Here is a 25,065-nt window from a genome sequence, read left to right as displayed (position 1 = left end):
TCACCTCACCAACTCAACCCGGCCCATCAGGCCGGCCGGCCGCACCACCAACACCCCTGCCAGCACCACGAAAGACAGCGCCAGCTTGTACGACGCCCCCAACCAGGGCGACAGCAGCTCCTGCATCACGCTCAGCAACAAGGCGCCGAGCACCGCGCCGACCGGGCTGCCAATGCCGCCCAGCACCATGGCGGCAAAAGCGGGGATCAGGCTTTCCCAACCAAAGTCGGGCGTCACCACGGCCTTGCTGCCCAGCAGCACGCCCCCCAAGGCCGACAAGGCGCCCACCAGCAGCCACAGGCGCAGCAGCAGGCTGCGCGCCCGGATGCCGCTGGCACGCGCCAAATCGGGCGAATCGGCCACGGCGCGCAACTGGCGGCCAAAGCTGGTCTTGAACAGCAACACAAACACCACGGCCAGGCTGGCCAGTGCAACGCCGGCAATCGCCAGGTCGCTGGGCAGCACGCGCACACCGCTGAAGTTCCAGGCCCGCACCAGCGGGATCTGGAAGGTGCGCTGGTCATGCCCCGCCACGTAGCCAATCAGGCTGCGCAGCAAAAAGCCCAGGCCAATGGCCGACAGCAGCGAGGCCACCATGGTCTGGCGCGCCAGGCGGCGGAAGATCAGCTCATGGCTCAGCCCTGCCACCCCAGCGGTGACCAAAGCGGCCACCACCGTGGCCGCCCACAGCGGCCAACCCGCCAGCAGCTGCATGGCCAGCGCAGCAAAAGCGCCCGCGGTCATGAAGTCGCCCGTGGCCGCATTGGGAAAGCGGTTCACCCCCATCACCAGCGTCATGGCCAGGGCAGGCAAGGCCACCACCAGGCCCTCCACCACGCCATTGATCAGCAGGTTCACAAAATCGATCCAGACCATAGGCCTCCTTCAAAAACCACGCGCACGCGCCGCGCCCTGCCCGGCCCCTTCACGGTGCCAGGGCAGCGCAGCCGTCGACCTGGGCGATGTCGCCCGCTCAGAGGCTGGCCGGGATGGACACCACGTCGCGGCGCACCAACTGGCCTTTTTCGATGATGAAGACGCCAAAGTCCGGCGTCGCGTCGCCTGCGGCATCAAAGTCCAGCTTGCTGGAGGCGCCTTCGTAGTTGACCTTTTGCTTCTTGCCCAGCAGCTCTTTGCCCTTGGCAAAGGTGAACACCGCTGTGCCCGGCGCGTTGGACACATCGCGGATCTTGCTGTTGATCTGCGCCACGGTGGCGCCCTTGCCGGCGGCCTCCATGGCCAGGGCCAGCGAGATCACCATGTCATAAGCCATGGCGGCGTAGACATTGCTGGCGGCGGGCTTGCCCGTGGCCTTGGTGAAGGCCGCGTCAAAGTGGGCATAGGACTCGCTCTTTTCGTTGGACACGGTGTCCACCGAAATGATGCCCTCGCACACCTCGTTGCCCAGGGCCTTGACCAGGTCGGGGTTCGCGGCCCAGCCCGGGATCACCCACTTCACATCCACCCCGGCCTGCCACCATTCGCGCAGGATGATGGTGGTGTCGGGCAGGTAGGAGCCGGTGACGATGACGTCGGGCTTGGCATTCAGGATGGACTGCAGCTCGCTGCGGTAGCTGGGGCGGTTGGGCTCGTAGACCACCTCGGCCACCACCTCGCCGCCGCGCTTCTTCCAGGCCTTGGCAAAGCCCTGCACATTGCCCAGGCCCGAGGCGTTGTTGAAGGCCATGGTCGCCGGGCGCTTGAAGCCGCGTTTGGCGCAAATCTCCGAAAACGCCGCGCCAAAGCGGTCGTTGGTGGCCTGGAAGCGCCACACCAGGTCTTTTTTGTCCAGGGTGGAGATGGCCGGCGCGCCCGACACATTCATCTCGATCAAATCGGCCGCATCGGTCAGCGGCATCACCGCCAGCGTCACGCCCGACGACCAGGTGCCCAGCACGGCCTGCACCTTGTTCACCTCGATCAGCTTCTTGGCGGCCAGCACGGCGGCATCGGGCTTGGTCTGGGTGTCCTCAGAGAACAGCTCAAGCTTGTAGCCCCCAGCGCCGCCGGCGGCATTGACCTCTTCCACCGCCAGGCGGATGGCCTGCTGCATGCCTGGGCCGTAAGGGCTGCCCGCGCCCGTGATCGGGTTCAGCGCGCCAATGCGAAACACCGAGCCCTGCTGGGCCAAAGCCAGCGTGGGCAAGAACTGAGCAGCCGTGGCGGCGCCACCGAGCTTGACGAAATTTCTGCGGTCCATGATCAGGTCCTTAGGGGTGAGGGAAATCAAAAACAAAAAACAGGTTTGGATTGCAGCGCGCTGCGGGCCGGCCCCACAGGGCCCGGCCGGGCGCCTCAGTCGCGCTTGACCAAGCGACCATCCTGGATGATCTGGACGATGTGCTCGCCCTGGCCCAGCAGGCAGCTGATGTCTTGCAACGGGTTGCCGCGCACCAGCAGCACGTCAGCCACCGCGCCGGGCGCCAGGTGGCCCAGCTGACCGCTTTGACCCAGGATCTCGGCGCCAATCACCGTGGCCTGCTGCAAGGCCGCGCCGTTGCCCAGCACGTCGGCACGCAGCTTCAGCTCATCGGACTGCATGCGCTGGCTTTCGCCCAGCAGGTCCGAGCCCAAGCCGATGCGCACGCCGGCACGGGCCAGAATCTCCAGCCCGCGCTTGCCCGCGCTGCGCACGCCGTCCACCTTGGCCATGGACTCGGGCGGCAGGCCAAACGAGGCGCCTTCGAGCGCCAGCGCCTCATACGTCACCAGCGTGGGCACCATGAAAGCGCCCAGTTCGGCCATCAGCTTGGCGCTGTCTTCATCCACCAAGTTGCCGTGCTCGATGGTGCGCACGCCGCAACGCACGGCCCGCGCAATGGCGCGCGGCGTGTAAGCGTGGGCCATCACATAGGTGCCGGCGTTGCTGGCTTCTTCGACCATGGCGCGCAGTTCAGCCTCGGAGTAGCCCAGGCTGGTGATCGGGTCGTTGGGCGAGGCCACCCCGCCCGAGGCCATGACCTTGATTTGTGTGGCGCCCTTCAAAATCTCTTCGCGCACGGCCAGGCGGCAGTTGTCCACCCCGTCCACCACCAAGCCGATGTTGCCCAGCTTGTAGGCGCACGAGCACGGGTCGAGCGCATCGCTGCGCACCCGGAAGTCGCCATGCCCACCGGTTTGCGACAGCGCCTTGCCCGAGGGAAAGATGCGCGGCCCCGGCACCAAGCCGGTGCGCGTGGCCTCGGCCAGCGACCAATCCGCCCCACCCGCATCGCGCACCGTGGTGAAGCCGCGCTGCAACATGCCCTTCAAGATGGGCAGCGAGCGCAGCATGACAAACACATTGGGCATGCGCGCCATCTGGCCCAGGTTGAAAGACGACGCCACCGTGTGCACATGGCAGTCGATCAGGCCAGGCATCACGGTCAGGCCGGCCGCATCGATCACTTGCGCCTCGGGCGGCGCCACCAGGGCCTCGCCCATCTCGGCAATGCGGCCGTCGCGGATCAGCACATCCGAGGGCGCCGACAAGGTGAGGCTGAGCGTGTCCAGCACGCGGCCCTGGCGAATGAAAAGCGTGGCTGATGCCATGGAGCGAGACCTTCCTAGGGTTCATGTAACAGAGTCCTACCCTGCCATGACCGGCCATCGGGTCCAGTCTCGGAGGGGACAGAATCAATCCCCCATGGTTAAGGACTTCCCCCCTGAGCGCAAACCACTAATCGTGATGCCCGCATTACCCTGGCTGATCCGCCAACCAGGCTGCGCCCGATTTTGGGCGGCGGGATGGGGCGCCTGGAGGCCAAGGCGCCCACGCACGCCGCATCAGCCCATGCTCAGCGGCGACGGCGCGGTTTGGGCCGGCGGCGGGCGGCGGCTCTTGAGCTTGATGTTCAGGCGCAGTTCGTTTTCGCTGTCGGCGTGGCGCAGCGCCTCGTCATAGCCAATGGCGCCCTGCTCGTACAGGTCGAAAATGGCGTCGTCAAAGGTCTGCATGCCCAGGCCCCGGCCCTTGGTCATCACGGCCTTGATGTCGTGAAACTCGGCCCGGTGGATCTTCTCCGCCATGGTGGGCGTGTTGAGCAAAATCTCCACCGCCGCCTTGCGGCTGTCGCCCTGCACGCCGCGCAGCAGGCGCTGCGACACGATGGCGTTCAGGTTCATCGACAAGTCCATCAGCACCTGCTGGCGACGCTCTTCGGGGAAGAAGTTCAGCACCCGGTCAAAGGTGCGGTTGGCGCTGGTCGCGTGCAGCGTGGCCAGGCACAGGTGGCCGGTCTCGGCAAAGGACAGGGCCTGCTCCATGGTCTCGGTGTCGCGGATCTCGCCAATCAAAATCACATCGGGCGCCTGGCGCAGTGCGTTCTTCAGCGCGTGGTGCCAGGACTGGGTGTCCACGCCAATCTCGCGGTGCGTGACCAGCGAGGCCTGCGAGGGGTGGACAAACTCCACCGGGTCTTCCACCGTCACGATGTGGCCCTTGGCGTGGCGGTTGCGGTGGTTGAGCATGGCCGCCAGCGAGGTGGACTTGCCCGAGCCCGCCGCCCCCACCACCAGCACCAAGCCACGCTTGGCCATCACGATGTTCTTGAAGGCCGCCGGCAGGCCCCAGCTGTCCAGGTCAGGGATCAGGTTGGGAATGGTGCGCACCACCAAGCCCACCTGGCCCAGTTGCCGGAACACATTGACGCGAAAGCGCGACAGCTCTGGCACGCTGAAGGCAAAGTTGCACTCCATCTCCTGCTCAAACTCTTGCTTGTGCCGGGCGTCCATCAGCGCATCGGCCAGCTGGCGGGTGTGCTCGCCCTGCAAGCGCTGGCTGTTGAGCGGGTGCATCTCGCCGTGCAGCTTGATGGCGGGCGGAAAATCCGCCGACAAAAACAAGTCCGTGCCACCGGCCTTGACCATGGTGCGCAAGAGCGTGTGGATGTACTGCAATGACGCGTCTTGGCCTGCCGCTTGTGACATGGAAACCCCCTGATCTTTATTTGACGCCGTTCAGCCGCCTGTGGCTTGACGCAGCGAGCTGTATTCCAACAGCTTTCAGGGTCAACCATGCCCCAGCGCCCGCAATAACCGGGCCAGAGCGTTGAATAGTCGAGGTTTTGGGCTTGGGCGCAGGCTCGGCGCTTCAAGCGGCCCGGAGCTCTTTCCAGGTCAGCATGCGCTGCAAGTCTTCATCCCACAGCGCCAGCTTGTAGCAACCCATCAGGGCGCGGGGCGTGGGCACCAGGCGGGGGGTTTGCTGGAACTCGGGGAAGTCTCGCCACACCTCGGGCAGGCGGTAGAACGGAATCGCCTCGTGGTGGTGGTGGATGGCGTGGTAGCCAATGTTGCCCAGGCACACATGGGCCCAAGTGGGCCAGTCCAGCTGGGACGAGCAGGTCACCGGTGCGGGCGTGCCCCGGCCCAGGCGCTGCTTTTGGTAGAGCACCGTCGGGAAGTTGTGCTGCACAAAAAACAGCACCGACCCAATGAAGGCCGCAATCGCCAGCGGCAACAACAGCCCGCGGCACCAAGGCCCCAGCGCGTCAACAGACAAGGCCAGCGCCAGCACGGCCGCGTGAAACACCACCGCCACCGCCGCGTCCCAGTGCGCGCGCGGATGGCGCAGCAGCGGCGCCATCACCATGCCAATGCCAAACACGGTGAACAAGCCAACCAACGCATTCAGCGGGTGCCGAATCCAGCGGTAGGTCGCCTTTTGCAGCAGCGTGCTGCGGCGCCAGCGCGGCACCGTCCACACCGGGAAGGAGCCAATCTGCGCGCTGCGGTGCAGGCCCGTGCGGCGGTGGTGGTAAGTGTGGCTTTGGCGCCAGACGCTGACCGGCGTCAGCATCAGCACCCCCAGGCACCAAAACAAGCGCTTGGCCCAGCGCGCCTTGCGGAAGAAAGCGCCATGCACATGGTCATGAAACAGCACAAACAAGCGCGTGGTGGCCAACCCGGCCAGCAGCGTCATCAGGTAAGCGACTGGGCCGTCCAAGCTGGCGGCCAGCACCATGGTGGAGACCGTCAAGGCCAAGGTCACACTGAGTTCGATCATCGAGCGACGCACATCCTCCTGCGCATAGGGCTTGAGGTCTTTTCTGGAGGGCAATTGCATCTGTTGGGGGCGTTGAAAAAGAGAGGTCGCTTGCAAAGCGAGCCTGAGATCAGGCTGTCGAGCGGGCCCGCGAGGATACCCGATGACGAAGCGCTTACCCCGGTGGCGGCAAGTCGCCGACCAGGTAATCGCGGCTGAAGCGGTGCACCTGCTCGTGCTGCGCAGCTTCGGCCAAGGGCCACCAGCGCCAGTCTTGGTGCTGGGCATCGCGGCTGGGCGGCTCGAATCCAGCGGGCACATGCAGCACATGGGCCAGCACCACGTAATGGGTCGACACCCCGGGCTGGCCGCTGAAACTGTCGTCGTAAAAATGCTCGTAACTGCCCAACCATTGCGGGCACACCTGCCATTGCGCCAGGGCCTCCCCCAAGCCCAGCTCGGTTTGGGCAATGCGCTGCAGAGCCGCCTGCATGCGCTCGTTCTTGTAGATGCGGCCCCCCGGCACGAACCAAAAACCCTGGGCAGGCCGGTTGCTGCGCAAGCCCAGCAGCACCTCGCGCTGGTCGCGAATCAGCACCAGGTCCATGGACACCAAGGGGCTGGCCGCCACCACGGTGGTGAAGGTGGGTAAATCAAGGTGGCCGATCACGGGGGCGGTTGAGGTCATGGTGGTGCCCATCAAAAAGAGCGAAATGAGAAGAATTGAAAGCCAAGAAAACGCCCCATCGTGGCCAGCCAGGCTGGCCCATCGAGGCGCAGCTTCACAGGCCAGGGCTGTCGGGCCGCTGCTGCCAGCGCCAGGCGCTGGTGCACATCTCAGCCAAGCCCAGTTCGGCGCGCCAGCCCAGTGACTGCTGCACCTGGGTGGCGTCTGCGACCCAGCTGGCGGCGTCCCCCGGGCGGCGTGGCACCACCTGGTAAGGCACGCGCTGGCCGGTGTGCTGCTCAAAGGCTTGCAGCAGCTGCAACACCGACACGCCCTGCCCTCGCCCCAGGTTCAGCACCTGGTGCCGGGGCTGGCCGGGGGGGGGATCGGCCCGCAGCACCTGTCGCACAGCGGCCAAGTGCCCCTGGGCCAGGTCCATGACGTGGATGTAGTCGCGCACCCCGGTGCCGTCGGGCGTGGGGTAGTCATCACCAAAAATGCTCAAGGCCGGGCGCTGGCCCGCCGCGACCTGGCCAATGACGGTCAGCAAGTTCAGGGTTTGGCCGCGTGGCGCCTCGCCCAGCAAGCCGCTGGGGTGGGCGCCCACGGGGTTGAAGCAGCGCAGGCTGGTGATGCGCCAGTCGGGGTGGCTGGCGGCCACATCGGTGAGGATTTGCTCCACCATGACCTTGGTGCGCGCCTCCGGGCTCAGTGGGGCCAAGGGGGCCGATTCGGCCAGGCAAGCTTGGCTGGGGTTGCCGTACACCGTGGACGACGAGGAGAACACCAGCCGCCGCAACCCCGCGCGCTCCATGGCACGCACCAGGGTCACGGTGCCGGCCACGTTGTTGTCGTAGTACAGCGCCGGGTCCGCCACGCCCTCGCCCGTGGCCTTCAGGCTGGCCGCGTGCACCACGGCCTGGATGGGGTAGCGGGCGAAGATGGCGTCCAGGGTGGCGGGGTCGCGCACGTCGCCTGGCTCAAACACCAGGGCATCGCCGCACAGCTGGGCCAGGCCCTGCCAGGTCGAAGCCGGGCTGTTGGCCAGGTTGTCCAGCAGCACGCAGGGGTGGCCCGCCTGGGCCAAGGCCTCAGCGGTGTGGCTGGCGATGTAGCCCGTGCCTCCAGTCAGCAGGATCATGGGCGCAAATCAGTGGGCCGGGTCGGCGTAGCCGTTGGGGTTGCGGTGCTGCCAGTTCCAGGTGTCTTGGCACATTTCTTTTAGGCCACGAACGGCCTTCCAGCCCAGCAGCTGATGGGCTACCGATGGGTCGGCATAGCAACTGGCCGAGTCGCCAGGACGGCGCGGCGCAATCACATAAGGCACCCGCTGACCGCTGTACTGCTCGAAGGCCTGCACCATTTGCAGCACTGAAATCCCCTGCCCTGTGCCCAGGTTGGCCACCAGGTAATTGCTGTCTTGGCGGTCGCCTTGCAGGTAACGCAAGGCGGCCAAGTGGCCGTCGGCCAAGTCCATGACGTGGATGTAGTCGCGCACGCCAGTGCCGTCCACCGTGGGGTAGTCGTTGCCAAAAATACTGAGTTGCGGACGCCGGCCCACGGCCACCTGGCCAATGAAGGGCATCAGGTTGCCGGGCACGCCGCGCGGGTCCTCGCCCATGAGCCCGCTGGGGTGTGCCCCCACGGGGTTGAAGTAACGCAGACAGGCCACACGCCAGTCGGGGTGGGCCGTCGCGACGTCACGCAGGATGTGCTCAACCATCAGCTTGCTTTGGCCGTAGGGGTTGATGGGGCCCAGGCGTGAAGTCTCGGTCAGCGGCAGTGACTCGGGGTCGCCGTACACCGTGGCCGACGAGGAGAACACCATTTGCTTGACCCCAGCGCGCTCCATGGCACGGATCAAAGTCACCGTGCCCGACACGTTGTTGTCGTAGTAAAGCGAAGGCTCGGCCACCGACTCGCCCACGGCCTTGAGCCCAGCAAAGTGAATCACCCCCTCAATGGGGTAGCGCGCAAACAAAGCGTCCAGCGTTGCCGCGTCGCGCACGTCGCCCTGCACAAAAACAGGGCTGGCCCCACCCAACACGCCCATGCGTGACAACACCCCTGGCTGGCTGTTGCAAAAGTTGTCCAGCACCACATAAGGGATGCCGGCCTGCGCCAAAGCCACACCCGTGTGGCTGGCAATGTAGCCAGCGCCACCTGTCAACAAAATCATGAATTACTCCCTGTACTGACTCGTTATCTCTAATGTTCGAATTTACAGCGCCTCTGGCTTGCCAAAGAAATAGCCCTGCCCTGCGTCGTAAATGCCCACCAGGCGGCGGGCCTTGTCTTCGGTGTCCACACCTTGGGCGATGACCTGCACGTCCATGGAGCGGGCCAGCGAGGCAATTGACGTGACCCAATCTGCAGCGCTTTGCTCGGCGTCCACCTCGTGCGACAGCACGCTGTCGAGCTTGACGTAGTCGGGCGGCAACTGGCGCAGCACATGGGTGGACAAGCGGTCCAGCCCCAGGCGGTCAATGCCAAAGCGCGCGCCCTGGCTGCGCACCACGCTGGCAAAAGCCCGGGCGGCATCCACGTCTTGCGACACGCCAAAGCAGCTCATCTCAAACGACAGCAGCTTGGCCTTGTCACCGTGGTCACGCAGCACGCCGCGCAGCCATTCGACAAAAGACCGCTGGGTGGCGCTTTGCAGCGACACATTGATGGCCATGGGGCTGGCGTCGCTGGCCTGCAGGCGGGCGCAAGCCAGCAGGACCACGGCGCGGTCCACCTCGGGCATGAGCTTGTGGCGAGTGGCCATGGGCACAAAGCTGGCGGCGGGCACCAGGGCGTTGTCTTCGTCCAGCAGGCGGGCCATCAGCTCGATGTGCACCAGGGACTGGTCGGCCAGGTTGACCACGGGCTGGGCCAGCAAGCGCCAGCGGTTGTCGTTCAGCGCGTGCTGGATCAGCGCACGCCAGCGCTCAGAGCCCAGGGCGTCTTGCTCAGACACCAAATGGTTGCTGGCCAACATGGTGTTGCGGCCTGACTGGCGCGCGGCCTCAATGGCCAAGTCCAGCCGGGCCATCAAATGGCCTTTGGTCTCGCCCACCTTGAAGGGCACGGCCCCCACGCTGCAAGACACGCCCTCGTCCTGCACGCCGGCAAACACCTCTTCAAGGCCGGTCAGCAGCTCTTGGCACCAGGACTTGCCCTCGTCAAAGTTGACATCCATCAGCACAAAACCAAAGGCCGACCCGCCCAGCCGCGCCCGGATGCTGGCCGAGCTGGTCAGCACCTCGCCGCTGATACGTGCCACCGCTTGCAGCAAGGCATTGCCGCGCTGGTAGCTGACACCGGTGTTCAACTCTTTGAGGCCATTGATTTCCAGGCCAATCACCATGCCGTGGGCCACCGGGTCGGGGCCGGACAAGAGCTCGCCCAGGTGCAGGTCAAAACTGCGGCGGTTGTCCAGGCCGGTCAGCTCGTCGTGCAGCACCTGCTTGCGAAAGCCTTCGGCCTTGGCCGTTTCAGCGTCCAAAATTTCTGAAATGCGGCGCGACATATCGTTCATGGCGCGCACCACGCGGGCCAGCTCACGCGCGGCGGGCTTGGTCAGAATTTGCTCAAAACGGCGCTCTTGCACGGCGCGGGCCGAGCGCTCTATGGCGTACAGGGGGTTCAAAATCACCTGCAGCAGCAGGTGCGACAGCACCAAGGCCACGCCATAGGCCAGGGTGAGCCAAATGGCCACCTCACGCGCGGACGTCCACAGGTATTGGTAAGCATGCTCGGGCTGGCTTTGCACCACCACCCGGCCCAGTTGGCGCCAACCGGCGCTGACAAAAGCCTCGCCCCCCGGCGGGGCCAGCGGGAAGGCGTTGGTGAACCACTCCGGCACATTGGCCACCTTGGCAGGCAGCTCGCGCTCGACCAAGACCTTGCCTTTGGTGTCGGTCAGCACAATGCGTTTGAAGAAGCCACGGTCAAAGAAACTGGCGACATTCAACTCCGCCAGCACCACGTCATCACGCGCCAATGACTGGGCCAGGGGCACAGACAAAGCCGTGGCCGCGTCTTGCGCGTGGGACGACAGTTGCTGCTCCAGGTAGTCACGCGTGCCGCGCACGCTGAACACCAGCAAGCCCACCAAAATGCAAATGAACACCGCCGAAATGGCCAACAAAATTTGACGACGCAAGGTCATGTCATTGCTCCCCCGTGTGTCGACCCGAAGGCAAGTTGTAAGCCACCCAGCCCATGGCCATGATGACCATCAGCGTCAGCACGTTGGCGGGCAGCTGCAGGTTGAAGTCCACCCAGCTGTGGATGGCAATGGACACAATGGCCATCATCACGCCAAAGGCAATGCCGCGCGGCAATGAACTGCGGCGCTTGGCCAGGGTGCGCGCCGCTGCATAAAACGTGGCCAACACAAAAGCGCCCAGCAGGCCCAAACCCACCAAACCATAATCGGCCGCCAGCTCCACATAATCATTGTGGGCGTGGTCAAAATACAGTTTGTCCGTGGCGCGGTAGCGCATGTAGCTGTTGTAAAAGCTGCCGCCCCCCGTGCCAAAGGCTGGAAAGTCGCGCACCAAACCCAGCGCAGCCATGGCGGCTTGCTGGCGTTGTTCAATGGATTCTTCCGAGCCGCCACCGCTGACAGTGGTCTCTTGCACGCGGTTGACCACCTTCTCCAGCCCCACCCAAGAGCCCACCACCACCACGTCCACCACAATCAGGCTGATCACCAGGGTGACCATGGCCGGCGCCGAGCGGCGCGTGAGTGCCAGGCTGATCAGGCCGACGATCACCAGTGAAGCAAAGAACCCTGCGTTGCCCATGCGCGAGCGGGTGAGCACCAGCGCAATCACCATCACCACCAGCAGCATGCGCAGGCGCATTTTGGGGCTGAGCACAAAGGCCAAGATGCGGCCCACGACGTGCTTCCAGCCCGAGCCCTGGGACACGTCCTTGCCCAGGCGGGCCAGCATCAAGCCCACGCCAATGGATAAGCACAGCTCCATGTAACCCGCAAAGTGGTTGTGGTAGCCAAAACTGCCCTTGGTGCGGTCGTGCAGCACCTCAAAAAAGTAGATTTGGTAATGCGCAGTGGCCGAGAACAGCACCACCGCCAACACGGCTTGTAACACGCCCGCCACCACCAGGCCCATGGCCAGCTGGTCCAGCCGGGCACGGTCACGCACGGTCAACAGCACCAGCAAGAAGGCGCAAAAGTAGCCCGTGGACAAAGCCGCATAAAGCCGGGTTTGGAACACATCCAGCGACAGCCTAAACGGCGCCACGCCGTCTTGCACCCGCCAGGCCTCAGGCGACAGGGCCTGCACCCAGGCGCTGGGCAATGGCAGGGTTTGGAACCACACCAACAGCACAAAGGCCCCCAGCGCCATCAACGGCCACTTGAACAGCGCCAGGCGCTGCCAAGCCGCATCGGCCTGCCCACGCCAAGCCCACAAAGCCCCCGCCAACAAGGCAAACACCCACGGCACCAAAATGCCGATGGCAAAAGTGCGGTTGCTGCCCAGGGGCAGCGGCGCCCACACCAACAGGGCCAACAGGCCCCAAAACACCCAGGCGTCGCGCACCGGTGGTGCGCCGCCCTCATCCGAGTAGGCAGCCCTACCCCTCTTGCTCTTTGTGATTGCCATCCCTGACCTGTTGAACAATGGTTTGCTGACTTTGTTGATTTATCGTTTGGCACCACTGGCGACGAACCCAGCGATGGGCGCCTGCGCGGCCTTCGCCTGCCCAGGCATGCAGCCTGAGTCTAGCGGCGCGCGCAGCCCCATCAGCCAAAAAAAAAGGCAGCGCGAAGCTACCTTTTTTGGATAAGGCCCAGGGGCCTGATCAGGTGCGGCTGGCGCCGCCACCGCCACCACCCGAGGAGGTGCCAGCTGGGGCAGACGAGAAGCTGCTGGAGCCAGAACCCGTACCACCTTGGTTACCCGTGCCCGTACCGCCGGCGGCGGTGGATGCCGTCACCGTGGCGGTGTTGGCACCTGCGCCGATGGCGGCGTTGGAGATGACCGTTGCCGACACGTTAGCAGCTTGGGCCGCGGCCACCACTGCAGCCACCACAGCGTCAGAAGCCTTACCGGCAGTCACGACGGCCGACACAACTGCAGCGGCATCTTGACCAGAAGCCAGCATGGCGGTGGTGATGGTGCCCGGCGTCACGCCAGCAGCCAAAGCGGCAGCGGCAATGCTGTCAGCCGTGGCGCCAGCTGCTGCTTGCGCCTTGACTTCTGCCTCGACGGCCGTGGCGGACATGCCGCTGGTGAACGCGGCGAATGCCGAGGCCCCCAGAGCAGCGATGCTCATGGCGATCAGGGACTTCTTGATGAGATTGCTCATAGTGACCTCTCTGTAAAAAATGTGTGTCGCGCGAGTCTAACAAAGTAGTTAGCGGCCACCAAGCACTTTGTTGCGGCGCAACATTTGGTGCACTCATTCGAGAATTGATGGAAATGAAGGGCACCCGCACACCATTTTGGTGAATATTCAATTTAATGTCGCCAAAGCAATAAACCACCGACAAAAGGCATCAAAAAAATCAGCTAGGCAAGGCCATCGTCCACACGCCTCCCCTGCCCCAGAGGCCTTGGAACCGTTAGAGCCCCGCGTGCGTCAGAGCAAGAACACAACGCCAAGCACCGGTACCGTTAGACAGCGCGCAAATATTAGGGTTTGTATGTAAAACCGCACACACCTTGGCGATAATAGAAGCTTTGTAAAACAACCAAGTCAGGGACCCTAGGGATGAGTTCTACAGAACAAGCAAAAGCACAGCGTGTTTACGTGGCAGGCCACCGGGGCTTGGTGGGGTCTGCCCTGGTGCGACGGCTGCAGGCCCAGGGCCAAACCGTGCTGGCCCGCACCCACGCCGAGCTGGACCTGACCCAGCCCGACCAAGTCGAAGCCTTTTTTGCCACTGAAAAGCCCACTCAAGTCTACCTGGCCGCCGCCAAAGTGGGCGGCATTGTGGCCAACAACACCTACCCAGCAGAGTTCATCCGCGACAACCTGGCCATCCAAACCAACGTCATCCACTCGGCCTGGCGCCATGGCGTGGAACGCTTGCTGTTCTTGGGCTCCAGCTGCATCTACCCGCGTGAATGCCCCCAACCCATGCGTGAAGAGCACCTGTTGACCGGCCCGCTGGAGCCCACCAACCGCCCCTACGCGCTGGCCAAGATTGCGGGCATTGAAATGTGCTCGGCCTACAACCGCCAGTACGGCACCCGCTTTTTGGCGGCCATGCCCACAAACTTGTACGGCCCCGGTGACAACTACAACCTGCAAAACAGCCATGTATTGCCCGCGCTGATCCGCAAGTTCCATGAAGCCAAGCTGCGCGGCGACGCCCAAGTACCGGCCTGGGGCACCGGCACCCCTTTGCGCGAATTCTTATACAGCGACGACATGGCCGACGCCTGCGTCTACCTCATGGACTTGCCCAATGACCGCTTTGACAGTCTGCTGTCGGTGTACCCGCCGCTTGTGAACGTGGGCTGCGGGCATGACCTGAGCATCAAAGACCTGACCCAACTGGTGGGTGAGGTGGTGGGCTACACCGGTGAGGTGGTGTGGGACACCACCAAACCCGACGGAACACCGCGCAAGCTGATGGACGTGGGCCGCCTGACTGGCATGGGCTGGGCCCCCAAGGTGGACCTGCGCGCCGGCATTGGCCTGGCTTATGCAGACTTTTTGAAGCGCCAGGCCGAAGGCGCGTTTCGCGACTGATCAACGGCCGCAACAGGCAATCACAGCAGCATCACACATCGAATACTTTTAAATTCAATCAGAGAGAAAACCAAAATGAGCAATCAGGGTCAACCTACCACCGTCGCCAACGCCCGCAAAGTGGCACTGATCACCGGCGTGACCGGGCAAGACGGGTCTTACCTGGCCGAGCTGCTGCTGGAAAAGGGCTACGAGGTGCACGGTATCAAGCGCCGCAGCAGCTTGTTCAACACCGACCGCATTGACCACCTGTACCAAGACCCGCATGAAACGGGCCGCAAGTTCATCTTGCACCACGGTGACCTGACCGATTCGACCAGCCTGATCCGCATCATCCAACAAGTGCAGCCGGACGAAATCTACAACCTGGCCGCACAAAGCCACGTCGCTGTGAGCTTTGAAGAACCCGAATACACAGCCAATGCCGACGGCATTGGTGCGCTGCGCATTTTGGAAGCCATCCGCATCCTGAAGCTGGAGAAGAAGACCCGCTTTTACCAGGCCAGCACCAGCGAGCTGTATGGCTTGGTGCAAGAGATCCCGCAAAAGGAAACCACCCCCTTCTACCCGCGCAGCCCTTATGCCGTCGCCAAGCTGTATGCCTACTGGATCACGGTGAACTACCGTGAAGCCTATGGCATTTATGCCTGCAACGGCATTTTGTTCAACCACGAAAGCCCTGTGCGTGGCGAAACCTTTGTCACCCGCAAAATCACCCGTGCCATTGCCCGCATTGCGCTGGGCCTGCAAGACTGCCTGTACCTGGGCAATATGAGCGCCCTGCGCGACTGGGGCCACGCCAAAGACTATGTGGAAATGCAATGGCTGATGCTGCAACAACAGCAAGCCGAGGACTTTGTGATTGCCACCGGCGTGCAGTACAGCGTGCGCCAGTTTGTGGAGTTTGCGGCAGCAGAGCTGGGCGTGACATTGCGCTTTGAAGGCGATGGCGAAGCGGAAGTTGGCATTGTGGCTTCCGTCACTGGTGACAAAGCCAAATGCAAAGTGGGTGATACCATTGTGCGCGTTGATCCACGATATTATCGCCCAACAGAAGTCGAAACCCTGCTAGGTGACCCCTCAAATGCCCACGCCAAGCTGGGATGGAAGCCCAAAATCACCTTGGCTGAGTTGGTCAAAGAAATGGTCCTAGCAGACTATGATTCCGCACGCAAAGATGCCTTGATCAAGATGGCTGGCTTTAAGGCGTTTGACCACCACGAATAATTAGCCGAACATAACTAAGCCGCCAGGATCTTCTGAGACTGGCGGCTTTTTTATTTATTCAATTTACAGATCTATTCCAGTCTTGAACCAATCCCTGCTGAAGGCTTGTATTGACCCAGCACTTCCTGCACAGGTCAGGCCGCTAACGCATAAGCCTCAGCGGGGGTCTTCATTTTCAATGCCTGGTGAGGGCGCCGATGGTTGTACCAGCCGATCCAATCTGCAATCACCCGGCTGGCATGTTGCAGGGTTTCGAACCGGTGGCGATGCACGCATTGGTCCTTGAGCGTGCGAATCACGCGCTCGACCATTCCGTTCTGCTCGGGGCTGTAGGCCGTGATGAACTCTTGCTGCAGGCCATAGCTTTTGACCAGGGCCGTGTAGCTCCGGCTGGTAAACACCAGGCCGTTATCAGATCTCAGCAAGAACGGGTGTTTCACCTTGCCTAGGCAGCCATACCGCGCGATCAGTGCTTGCTCCAGGGCCGATTCGGCCGTCTTGGAGCGGCCACTGCGGCTCAGGTGCCAGCCCAGCAATTCACGGCTGTAGCAGTCGATCACCAGGGCCAGTGAAGCCCATCCATCGCGTCCTGCCCAAACCCGGCACAAATCCGTCGCCCAGCGCTGATCTGGGGCCTTGGCCACCGACGGCAGAGCCTGGATTCTGGGCCTGAAGCCCACCGGGCGCTTGCGCACCTGCCCGCCTGGTGCAGCGCACGGCCTTGGCCGAAGGGATTGCAGCCAGAGACAGCAAACCTGTGCTTCACGGCGATAACGGCGCCACGCTGAAAGCCACGACGGTGCTGGCGATGCTGCACTGGCTGGGGGTCAAACCGTCTTACTCGCGGCCCCGGGTGAGCGACGACAACGCGTTTGTCGAGGCGCTGTTCCGAACGGCCAAATACCGACCGGAATACCCCAAGAGCGGATTTACGGACCTGAATGACGCGCGGGCCTGGGCGGCGAGGTTCGTGCATTGGTACAACCTGGAGCATCGCCACAGCGGGATTCGATACGTGACACCAGCGCAGCGCCACAGTGGGCAGGACGTTGAGATATTGAAGCGCCGCGATGAGCTGTACCAGCAGGCCCGCCAATGCCATCCGGCCAGGTGGGCAAGGCACACCCGAAACTGGGATCACATCGCGGTGGTCAAGCTCAATCCGGAGCGGGATTCGGAGCCCATCGAAACGCCGGCATCAGCACTGGATAAAGCGCCTCGGCGCGCATGAATCAGGCGACAACTGTCTTGACACGCACCCCCCCTGAGCAGGAAATCTCTGGGTCAATACAGCGCGTCTCACGCGCTCCATGTCCCGTAAAGCTTGCTCACCCGACAATGCAGTCTGCGAGGGATTCTTCGGCCGACTGAAGAACGAACTGTTCTATGCAAAAAGCTGGATGAATACGAGTATCGAGGAGTTCACTGTAGAACTTGATTCCTACATCCGCTGGTACAACGAAGCACGGATCAAAATCTCACTGGGATCAATGAGCCCCAGGGAGCACCGCAAGTCTCTCGGAATCGCAATATAACAAGTCCAAGAAATCGTCCGCCCCCTGAGTAGGAAATCACTGGGTCAATATAAGGTTTGGTTCTGGGCGACGCTGTGCGTTGAAAAGCAGATCCGCCCCTGGCGACGGACTTGAAGAAATGGCCGTTTGCAGGCCCACAACTGGCAGACTAAAGAGCACCGTCAATCATGATAACCTGATCCAAAGCGGAAACCTCAACGGATTCAACCCGCACTAGTACCTGCACGACCGAATACACCAAGGCTCAGCAGGGACTTTAACTTAGTTAGTGAAATCACACTATCAATTCTGCACCCACACATACCTCCAGTGTTGCTTCAACAGAGACCCACCCCAAATCCGTGCGCAACCATACGCATTACTAATTGGTCATAAGAGCTTTCCGTGCAGTGCATTTTAATAGTGCACTATCATTAATCACCATGCCCTACAATCAATAAAGTTATTTTCATAAAACCGGATAGCATCGACGATTCTGGTCTTGCCTTGGATGATTTTCAGGATCAGCGTCGCCTTCTATTTATCCACCCAAGCATGACGACATCGACCAGCAATAAAAAAGTCCGCCCTGCAACGCACCACCCAACCAGATAATAAATAAAAAATAAATCAATATCTCAATGAGATGAATCACGACGAAAGAGCTGTCCAGCCGCCTTAAAAACAAAAACTGTATTAGTGACCAAATATCTAAAAAACAGCCGCTTAGGCTCACTCACCAATCGATAAATCCACTCCATACCAATACGTCCCATCCATTCAGGAGCACGTCGTAATGTACCCGCATGAAAATCAAAACCGGCACCAACACCCAACAATACAGAATTTAATTTATTTGCATTATTAAACATCCAGTATTCCTGCTTAGGACACCCCAAGCCAACAAAAATAATACCAGGCCCAAGAGAATTAATATGATCAATAATTTTTTTATTCTCTAAAGAAGAGATGGCACTAAATGGCGGAGAGTAAACACCTGATATGTTCAAGCCAGGAAATGACCGACATAAATTCAACTTCAACTTATCAAGAGTAGAGTTATGCGAGCCATAAAAGAATACACTTATACCCAACTGCTCCGCCCTGCGAAAGAGCAGATTCATAAAATCGGGCCCAGGCACTCGACTCTGATTCGGACTTCCCAATCGCCTTAACATCCAAGCGACTGGAAACCCATCGGGTGCCACGATATCAGCAGCTTCTAGTACCTTGCTAAAATCTGGAGCTTGGTTACCAGTAACAAGTACATGTGCATTGGCAAAAACAACATAGCGCCCAAAATTAGCAGATTTCACCCAATTACAAACAAGTTCTGCAAGAGACTCAGCCGTGACAGGGCTTACCCCCATACCTATAACAGAAATTTTCTTCATCGCCTCACCTCAAATAGACCCATAAATTAGTTCCAATCGATCAAGATACAAATCAAATCTATAGTCGTTGGCAGTAACAAAGGCATGATCGGAAATATCAGGATACGAAGTCATGGATTCGTACGCGCGAAGCATACATGCAAAAAAATCATCCACATCGCCTGGACGTGCAATAAAACCATTTACAGCATCATTGACAACGCTGGATATTGCACCCAAGTCAGTAACCACTGGAATAAGGCGTGATGCCATTGCCTCCAGCATTGCAATCGGCATACCCTCCCCAGATCGTGATGGCAATATAAATATATCGGCATTTCGCAAAAGTGCTATCTTCTCTTGACCTTGCACAACACCACAGTAAGTCCATCCCCCTGTAGATAATTCTTCCAAATGCGACAGCACACTTAATCGCAATGGACCATCACCACATAAAAATAAATGACTACCCGGATATCGGGAAATTATTTTACTCCAAAGATCCGGGATTATATCAACTGATTTACTTTCAACAAATCTACCGAGAAATATAATATTAACCCCACCTATTTCCAGATTAACAGCCTTGGTGGATTGAAAGTAATCCTCACCAACAAAATTAGGCAACTCAATTAACGGCCTTCTGGAGAATGTTTTCTTAATATGCTGCGACTCCTGCGGACCGAGAACGATACAACGCGCAGAATAATTTATCATGAAATAAATCATTTTCCTTATAAAAAAAGGAACAGGCGTAGTAGTTAACCATTTTCCACCGTGATAATGAACAACCACTTTTAAAAAAAGTAACTTGGCAATTAAAAACAGCAAAAAATCCCTAACTACTGCAGGCGTGTCAGCTGAAGTATTAAGATGAAATATTTTTCTGCCCGAAGAAAAACGAAAACGCAGAAGCTTCGACATAGATACAGTCGCATAGAAAATCCTTGAGCCTATCGACTTAGCACTATCAGGCGTGCCAACATTCAAATGGAAAAAAGTTGTTGGACGCGTAGAAACCAAAGGACGAACAAGCGCAGCTATACCACTAACGTTCTTATTAACCTCAAGGGATGGAGATGTAATTAGAATTTTAGTCATGACTTAATTCCTACAACTTTAGCCGGAATACCAACCGCTACTGAATAAGGCGGCAAACTACTTAGAACAACAGCATTGGCTCCGATTGTTACACCACAGCCAATAACAATATCTCCAAGTATGGAGCAGCCGCATCCGAAATCGACATGGTCGTGAATTGAGGGGACATTGTTGCCATCCGTAGCGCGTTCGCCAATTGTAACTCCATGACGCAGAATACAATTGGAGCCGATTACAACTGAAGGATGTACAACTAACCCAAATCCGTGATAAATCCTTAGACCTGGCCCGGCCTTCACCGCCAGTGGTAAATCAATACCCATAACATAGCTCGTGAGAATTTTATAAAATACTCTACAAGGCAATAAAAACAAGGACACAATTCGCGGAAGGGCTAAAGTTCCACGACAGATACGATACAAAGCAACTACAAGAAGTCCCTTGGTGTTACCGCGGTTCGCAACTAGATCAGCTCGTAATTCAGAAAACATCTAACCTCCAATTTCACGCCGATAGCAAGAATCCGATCTCGGATACTTAACAGAGGCAAATATTATCCCAAACAAAATATTAAACCAGAAAAACACCCCACCTTGAAACAACTGAAGTATCAGAAAAAAGAAAAACATAGATATTGCCAAAATTCTCGTGGAGTCTCGAGATGGACTGGCACGCACAAATAAATACAACGCAAAACAATAAAATAGATAAAAAATTAAACCGATTAATCCGCTTGTTTGATATGCATCAAGAAATCCGTTGTGCGAAAAAATATGCAGCCCAACTGCCTGCTCCATTAAGTCCTTAGCATACCCCAGCCCAATTCCAAACAAAAATCCGGGAATACCTTCAGAGAAAGGCCCCTCCAGCGCATGCCGCCAAAAATCAAATCGACCTGACCCGAGCTGGTTAAATGATTGTTCTTGCTCATACAAATTTGTCCCGGTGATTCGCATTCTAAATAAATCCGAAGTCTCAAACGCGACAAGAAAGCCCAATAGACCTACTAAACCTAAGCCCATAAAATATTTAAGAAACTTTTGAAAAGGAAAAAATAGAAAAAGATAGACATTTAACCCAACTACAAAACAGATCCAACCAGTACGTGCATAAGTTTTATACAAAACTGTCATTCCGATAAAAGCAAGCAAGCATCCGATCGAAAGTCGAATCTTTTCATTCAAAACAAAATGAACCACAAAAACCAATGCAACAGCAACCGATACGGCCGCATTGTGGGGGTTACTAAAAATACCAGAAAAACTAAAAAGCTCATCATAACCATAGATATCTAAGGACTGGAATTCCTTAACCTCATACGGCGACAACCCAAGCAAAAATGGAATACAAGAAAGCAATATCCATATCGGAACGAAAGTTCGAAAAGCATCAAACATCTTTGGCGAGAACGTTTTCGAACGGAAAAATTCAATTGCTAGAGGTAAGCTTAAAAATTTAAAAACCTCAACAAAATCATATAAAAAATATGCAAAGCTATGATAAAAATATATGAGTGACTTGACCCCAAATGCAATGCCAAGAACAAACTGAAACGACCAAATATAGGATTTCCTAAGAATAATATCCGTCAAAAAAAATAGCACCAGAAAGGACTTCCATAGAACTCCAAATTTTTGCCCAAATAATTCCAAATCATCAAAATATGAAATCATAAACAAAAAAAGCCCTAGGCAAGAATAGAATAATGCAATACGCTTATTCTCATAGTTTATATAAATCATACTTTCGTCCACAAAGGTGGCAAGCCACGCAATTTGCGCCCAAAATCATACGCGATATTACAAAACTTTTGGCTAAATAGCAGGCCCAAAAAATACCGAAGATATATTCTTATTTTAAAAAGGAAAAGCGGAAGGCTAAAGTCCTTCAGTCCATTCTTGTATCTCGCCATATAAATTTCCGAAAGGCCTTTTAATGCATTTCGAGGGCTACTACTCATTCCACCGTGCCGCATACCTACAATAGGCTCACCGCCAATATACAGCGCATCCTTAGAACCCAATGCTCTTAATAAAAAATCATAATCACCTGCTATCTTAAAACTCGAATCAAACAAACCAACATCTTTAAATAACGTACTTCGGTGAAATGTTGCGGGATGTGGGAGGCACATCATTTTGTAGAATGTCTGCTTTAAAATTGACCAGGGCGCACCAATGCTATACAAATAATCTTTGCGTGAATTAACGACGCACACCGAGCCATAGATAATAGGAATTTCTTTTGAAGAGGAATAAAGTAACGGTTGTACTTCAGCAAGCACATTGGAACGCCAGAAGTAATCATCACAACCAAGAAAAATCACCCATTCAGAATCAATGACCTTTAAGCCTTTATTCCAAGCGTCGTATATTCCTGAATCCTTTTCACTCACAAAGTGACTTATATCATTAGAAAACTCAGAAAGCACCTCAATGGTTCCATCGGTCGAAGCACCATCAATAACAATCAACTGCACTGAGACATTTTCCTGCGAAACTATACTAGCCAGACACTCACGCACTGTCGAAACACCATTATAAATCGCAACAATAACAGAGAAATCATAAGTTTTAGAACTCATCGATCACCTCGAAAAATATTTATTAAAAACAATTTAAATCGCTGGTCCGCCAAAAATGCGATTCCAACAAAAGAATATACCAGCGCAATAAAAATCCATATAAATTTATTGGGCAAATGAAAATACTCATGCAGAGAAAGCAACCCAACAAAAACTACTAAGAACCCCAAAAAACCAAATAGTATCTGGTTAAAAAATAGCGGCTTCCAATATATTGAATAATCAACGTGCAATGCCCAAATAGGTATCCAACTTCCCATCAATAGGGAGACCGTCACGGCGCAAATAACGCCGTAGCCACCAAAAAAATGCCCTAGAACCATGCAAAAAACAACACATGATATCGAATTAATCAACTGGGATAATATATTCCATCGCATGCGCCCTACCCCCAAGTAGAAAAAATATGCGGGTATATTAAACCCATTAACAAACCAACCAAAGGAGAGGATCATTCCAAAAATAATGAACCGCTCGCTGTAGGCACCCGTGAGTAAATATGAAAATATATAAAAACTCGCAACCAATACCGTAAATATTGGAAGATAGAAATAGCAATGAATGCTAAATACTTGCTGATAGAAAGCCCCAAGACCCGTCTTATCATCGACCGAAATTGCGGCAACCTTGGGTGTTAAAACTTGATTGGCCGACACAATAAGGGAGCGCACTTTTGAAATTAATTGGCCACACATTTCATAATATGCAACCGAAGACAAATCCCCAAACCTGCTAAGTGCTAACTTTATAAATGGATCAAAAAACAAACCCAACAAGGAATTAAACTGAAAGGCAAAGGAAAATAAAAACATTTCCTTAAACTTAGAGAAACTCCAAACAAATGGAAACCATGGCAACGATAGAATCCGTCTCAAAATAATCCAACTAACCAATAGAAGATATAAGGTCTGGATTAGCTGAGCGATTGCTGCTCCATGTATCCCGTCAGTTGGAATAAAAAATAAAGAAGCCCCGAGGAGCACAAGGTTTGAAGATATGGCTACGATATTTCGCTTAATTATTTCATTGCAAGCATCTAATCCAGATTGAACGCAAGACACTGCGGAACCGAGCCACAAGTTCGTCAGTGCAACTGGAAGAATCTTTTTTGCAATCTCGACATCACTTTCTTTAACTATGAAAAAGGGGAGTGCATAGTTAAATAAAGGATAAGCGCAGACCAACAAAAGGCCTGTCAGAAAAATTGTCGTGAGCAGAGCAGTTTGGATGACCACAGCGGCATCATGTCGTTGGCCTTTAAAAAAATACCTCGAAACAAAATTAACCACGCCGCCAGAAAATCCTAGGTCACCAAGCTTAGCGACTGCTGTACTCGCAACAACAATAGACCATATTCCTACCTGTGCCGCACCGACGTTATCAATTAAAAATCGATATAGTATAAATACAGTAATAGCCGCAACTAAATTCTGAAGAACAGAGAGTATACTTGCAAAGCCAATCATTCAAAATCCACTATTGATTATTAGGTTAATATGCATTGCGATTAAAAAAGCCTTTAAAAACAGTCAGGAAAATTATTTTTGCATCAAACCAAACCGACCAATTCTCTATATAATAAAGATCAGCTTGAATTCTAGCCTCCATTTTATCAACGGTGTCAGTTTCCCCTCTCAACCCATTGATCTGCGCCCATCCAGTAATACCTGGCTTCACCTTATGCCGCAGCATATAGCGAGGAATCAATTCTCGGTACTGCAAGTTATGGGCCACTGCATGCGGACGGGGGCCCACAATGCTCATTCGCCCTTGCAGCACATTCACAAACTGGGGCAGTTCGTCCAAACTGCTGCTGCGCAAAAAGGCACCTAAAGGGGTAATACGGGAATCACCTTTTTTAGCCTGGGTCACCTGCCCTGTATGTTCATCATGCACATACATGCTTCTGAATTTATAAACCTCAATGGTCTCGCCATTCCAGCCATGGCGCTCCTGCTTGAAGATAACTGGTCCCTTGCTGGTCAACTTGACCGCCAAGGCCACAGCCAGCAAAACAGGTGAGATCAAGACCAAAATCAAAAAACCAACAATCCGGTCTTCCAACCATTTCAAAACAAGGTTAATACCAGACATGGGTGAGCTGGATATATCCAGCATAGGCATGCCCAACACAACTGTAAGACCGTTGTTCACCAGTTGAAATGCACCCATATCGGGTACCAAACGGATGTTGGCAGTGCTGTGCCTCAGCTCATTCAGCACAGGCTGAATAGCATTCATGTCATTGGCAGAAGGGCAAATCCAAACTTCATCAGGGTCCAACTGCCCCAGTGAATATTGAAGACCCTTGATGTCATCCACCCCGACCACACCCACCAGGTCATAGCCCGTCCAATTGGATGTTTTGACACGGCGCCGAATGGCCGCCACTGGCCCGCCCCGCCCTACCAGCAGAACACGCATGTGGTTGACTTGCTGGCCACGCAGCCAAGCCATGGTCAAAAACAAGGCTAGGCGGGCAACCCAAGAAATTCCAAGAGAAAGCGCTGCCCAAGACAGCAGCCAAATGCGAGAAAAGTCGGCGCTGCTCTTGGTCAACACCAACCAGGTCATCAACAGGGCCCAGGTGATGGCCCAGGCCAGGCCCACCCGGCCCAACATGGCCTTGAACTTGCCACCACGCCAATTGCGGTAGATGGCAGATGACACCAGCAGCATGAGGGTGGCCATCTGCACAATCAGCAAGGCATAGATTTGCGGGGGTGGCAGGTCCGCCGCTTCAAAGCGCCAAACATAGGCGGCCAAACCTGCCCCAGCAAAAGCAAACCAGTCCACCACATGCACACCAAAGCGCATGAGCGAGCTAGAGCTGCGCATTGAAAAAGTAGCCAAAAATCCCTCCCTATCCAAATTATTCTTAAAACCTGATTCACGCTACAGAGTGATGCGACTGC

General features: G+C 56.5%; 21 protein-coding genes and 2 pseudogenes. 4 read left to right on the top strand and 19 right to left on the bottom strand.

The genetic code is table 11. The annotated features are described in order from the left end of the window. The 11 genes from PSQ39_RS08215 to PSQ39_RS08165 all read right to left on the bottom strand — a co-directional run bounded on the left by PSQ39_RS08215 (window position 1) and on the right by PSQ39_RS08165 (window position 12,959). On the bottom strand, window positions 1-876 hold the full coding sequence (locus PSQ39_RS08215) for a branched-chain amino acid ABC transporter permease (RefSeq protein ID WP_273926249.1): 876 nt from the start codon (window positions 874-876) through the stop codon (window positions 1-3). 97 nt (window positions 877-973) lie between these two features. Then, the gene (locus tag PSQ39_RS08210; protein WP_273926248.1) at window positions 974-2,200 is read right to left on the bottom strand and encodes an ABC transporter substrate-binding protein; all 1,227 of its coding nucleotides are present in this window, start codon (window positions 2,198-2,200) and stop codon (window positions 974-976) included. A 95-nt stretch (window positions 2,201-2,295) separates the two neighbouring features. Beyond that, a complete protein-coding gene (locus tag PSQ39_RS08205; protein WP_273926247.1) occupies window positions 2,296-3,531 on the bottom strand; it encodes a metal-dependent hydrolase family protein in 1,236 nt (411 codons plus the stop codon). Between the two features lie 234 nt (window positions 3,532-3,765). Beyond that, entirely contained in the window at window positions 3,766-4,908 is a 1,143-nt protein-coding gene (locus tag PSQ39_RS08200; RefSeq protein ID WP_273926246.1) for a PilT/PilU family type 4a pilus ATPase, read from the bottom strand. A gap of 163 nt (window positions 4,909-5,071) precedes the next feature. Continuing rightward, entirely contained in the window at window positions 5,072-6,046 is a 975-nt protein-coding gene (locus PSQ39_RS08195) for a fatty acid desaturase family protein (RefSeq protein ID WP_273926245.1), read from the bottom strand. A gap of 94 nt (window positions 6,047-6,140) precedes the next feature. Continuing rightward, window positions 6,141-6,653 (bottom strand): GDP-mannose mannosyl hydrolase, encoded by a 513-nt coding sequence (locus PSQ39_RS08190; protein WP_273926244.1) that lies wholly within the window; start codon window positions 6,651-6,653, stop codon window positions 6,141-6,143. 94 nt (window positions 6,654-6,747) lie between these two features. Next, window positions 6,748-7,773 carry a UDP-glucose 4-epimerase GalE gene (gene galE / locus PSQ39_RS08185; RefSeq protein ID WP_273926243.1) on the bottom strand — a complete coding sequence of 342 codons (1,026 nt, stop codon included), beginning with the start codon at window positions 7,771-7,773 and terminating at the stop codon, window positions 6,748-6,750. A gap of 9 nt (window positions 7,774-7,782) precedes the next feature. After that, window positions 7,783-8,811, bottom strand: a complete 1,029-nt coding sequence (gene galE, locus PSQ39_RS08180; protein ID WP_273926242.1) for a UDP-glucose 4-epimerase GalE — start codon at window positions 8,809-8,811, stop codon at window positions 7,783-7,785. 42 nt (window positions 8,812-8,853) lie between these two features. Next, on the bottom strand, window positions 8,854-10,788 hold the full coding sequence (locus PSQ39_RS08175) for a bifunctional diguanylate cyclase/phosphodiesterase (protein WP_273926241.1): 1,935 nt from the start codon (window positions 10,786-10,788) through the stop codon (window positions 8,854-8,856). Window position 10,789: 1 nt separating this feature from the next. Beyond that, on the bottom strand, window positions 10,790-12,253 hold the full coding sequence (locus PSQ39_RS08170; protein ID WP_273926240.1) for an O-antigen ligase family protein: 1,464 nt from the start codon (window positions 12,251-12,253) through the stop codon (window positions 10,790-10,792). 199 nt (window positions 12,254-12,452) lie between these two features. Continuing rightward, the gene (locus tag PSQ39_RS08165; protein WP_273926239.1) at window positions 12,453-12,959 is read right to left on the bottom strand and encodes a hypothetical protein; all 507 of its coding nucleotides are present in this window, start codon (window positions 12,957-12,959) and stop codon (window positions 12,453-12,455) included. Between the two features lie 405 nt (window positions 12,960-13,364). Here PSQ39_RS08165 and PSQ39_RS08160 point away from each other — a divergent pair, with 405 nt between their 5' ends. Next, window positions 13,365-14,351: a GDP-L-fucose synthase family protein gene (locus PSQ39_RS08160; RefSeq protein WP_273926238.1), complete on the top strand. Its 987-nt coding sequence runs from the start codon at window positions 13,365-13,367 to the stop codon at window positions 14,349-14,351. A 75-nt stretch (window positions 14,352-14,426) separates the two neighbouring features. Further along, entirely contained in the window at window positions 14,427-15,578 is a 1,152-nt protein-coding gene (gene gmd, locus PSQ39_RS08155; RefSeq protein ID WP_273926237.1) for a GDP-mannose 4,6-dehydratase, read from the top strand. Between the two features lie 134 nt (window positions 15,579-15,712). On the opposite strand, the gene PSQ39_RS08150 is transcribed toward gmd, so the two are convergent. Next, a complete protein-coding gene (locus PSQ39_RS08150) occupies window positions 15,713-16,222 on the bottom strand; it encodes an IS3 family transposase (RefSeq protein WP_273926236.1) in 510 nt (169 codons plus the stop codon). Between the two features lie 59 nt (window positions 16,223-16,281). Here PSQ39_RS08150 and PSQ39_RS08145 point away from each other — a divergent pair. Together PSQ39_RS08145 and PSQ39_RS08140 are read left to right on the top strand one after the other, a co-directional pair. Next, a pseudogene (locus PSQ39_RS08145) lies at window positions 16,282-16,809 on the top strand (integrase core domain-containing protein); the annotation flags it as partial. Between the two features lie 52 nt (window positions 16,810-16,861). Further along, window positions 16,862-17,113 (top strand): annotated as a pseudogene (locus PSQ39_RS08140) (IS3 family transposase); the annotation flags it as partial. A gap of 617 nt (window positions 17,114-17,730) precedes the next feature. Here PSQ39_RS08140 and PSQ39_RS08135 read toward each other — a convergent pair. The 7 genes from PSQ39_RS08135 to PSQ39_RS08105 form a co-directional block, all read right to left on the bottom strand. After that, complete coding sequence (locus tag PSQ39_RS08135) at window positions 17,731-18,486, bottom strand: WecB/TagA/CpsF family glycosyltransferase (RefSeq protein ID WP_273926235.1); 756 nt, start codon at window positions 18,484-18,486, stop codon at window positions 17,731-17,733. A 9-nt stretch (window positions 18,487-18,495) separates the two neighbouring features. Continuing rightward, window positions 18,496-19,566: a glycosyltransferase family 4 protein gene (locus PSQ39_RS08130; protein ID WP_273926234.1), complete on the bottom strand. Its 1,071-nt coding sequence runs from the start codon at window positions 19,564-19,566 to the stop codon at window positions 18,496-18,498. Beyond that, window positions 19,563-20,057, bottom strand: coding sequence for a serine O-acetyltransferase (locus tag PSQ39_RS08125; RefSeq protein WP_273926233.1), 495 nt, complete (start codon window positions 20,055-20,057; stop codon window positions 19,563-19,565). The genes PSQ39_RS08130 and PSQ39_RS08125 overlap by 4 nt, the downstream gene beginning before the upstream one ends. Beyond that, window positions 20,058-21,239 carry an O-antigen ligase family protein gene (locus tag PSQ39_RS08120; protein ID WP_273926232.1) on the bottom strand — a complete coding sequence of 394 codons (1,182 nt, stop codon included), beginning with the start codon at window positions 21,237-21,239 and terminating at the stop codon, window positions 20,058-20,060. A 65-nt stretch (window positions 21,240-21,304) separates the two neighbouring features. After that, window positions 21,305-22,150 carry a glycosyltransferase family 2 protein gene (locus PSQ39_RS08115; protein ID WP_273926231.1) on the bottom strand — a complete coding sequence of 282 codons (846 nt, stop codon included), beginning with the start codon at window positions 22,148-22,150 and terminating at the stop codon, window positions 21,305-21,307. Next, the gene (locus tag PSQ39_RS08110) at window positions 22,147-23,616 is read right to left on the bottom strand and encodes a lipopolysaccharide biosynthesis protein (protein ID WP_273926230.1); all 1,470 of its coding nucleotides are present in this window, start codon (window positions 23,614-23,616) and stop codon (window positions 22,147-22,149) included. The genes PSQ39_RS08115 and PSQ39_RS08110 overlap by 4 nt, the downstream gene beginning before the upstream one ends. 25 nt (window positions 23,617-23,641) lie before the next feature. After that, window positions 23,642-24,988, bottom strand: coding sequence for an undecaprenyl-phosphate glucose phosphotransferase (locus PSQ39_RS08105; RefSeq protein ID WP_273926228.1), 1,347 nt, complete (start codon window positions 24,986-24,988; stop codon window positions 23,642-23,644). Between the last annotated feature and the right edge of the window lie 77 nt (window positions 24,989-25,065).

It is taken from the genome of Curvibacter microcysteis, from assembly GCF_028649455.1.
GTDB classification, from domain to species: Bacteria; Pseudomonadota; Gammaproteobacteria; order Burkholderiales; family Burkholderiaceae_C; genus Curvibacter; species Curvibacter microcysteis.
Note: the sequence above shows the minus strand (reverse complement) of the source record. Positions and strands in the feature narration are given on the sequence as shown.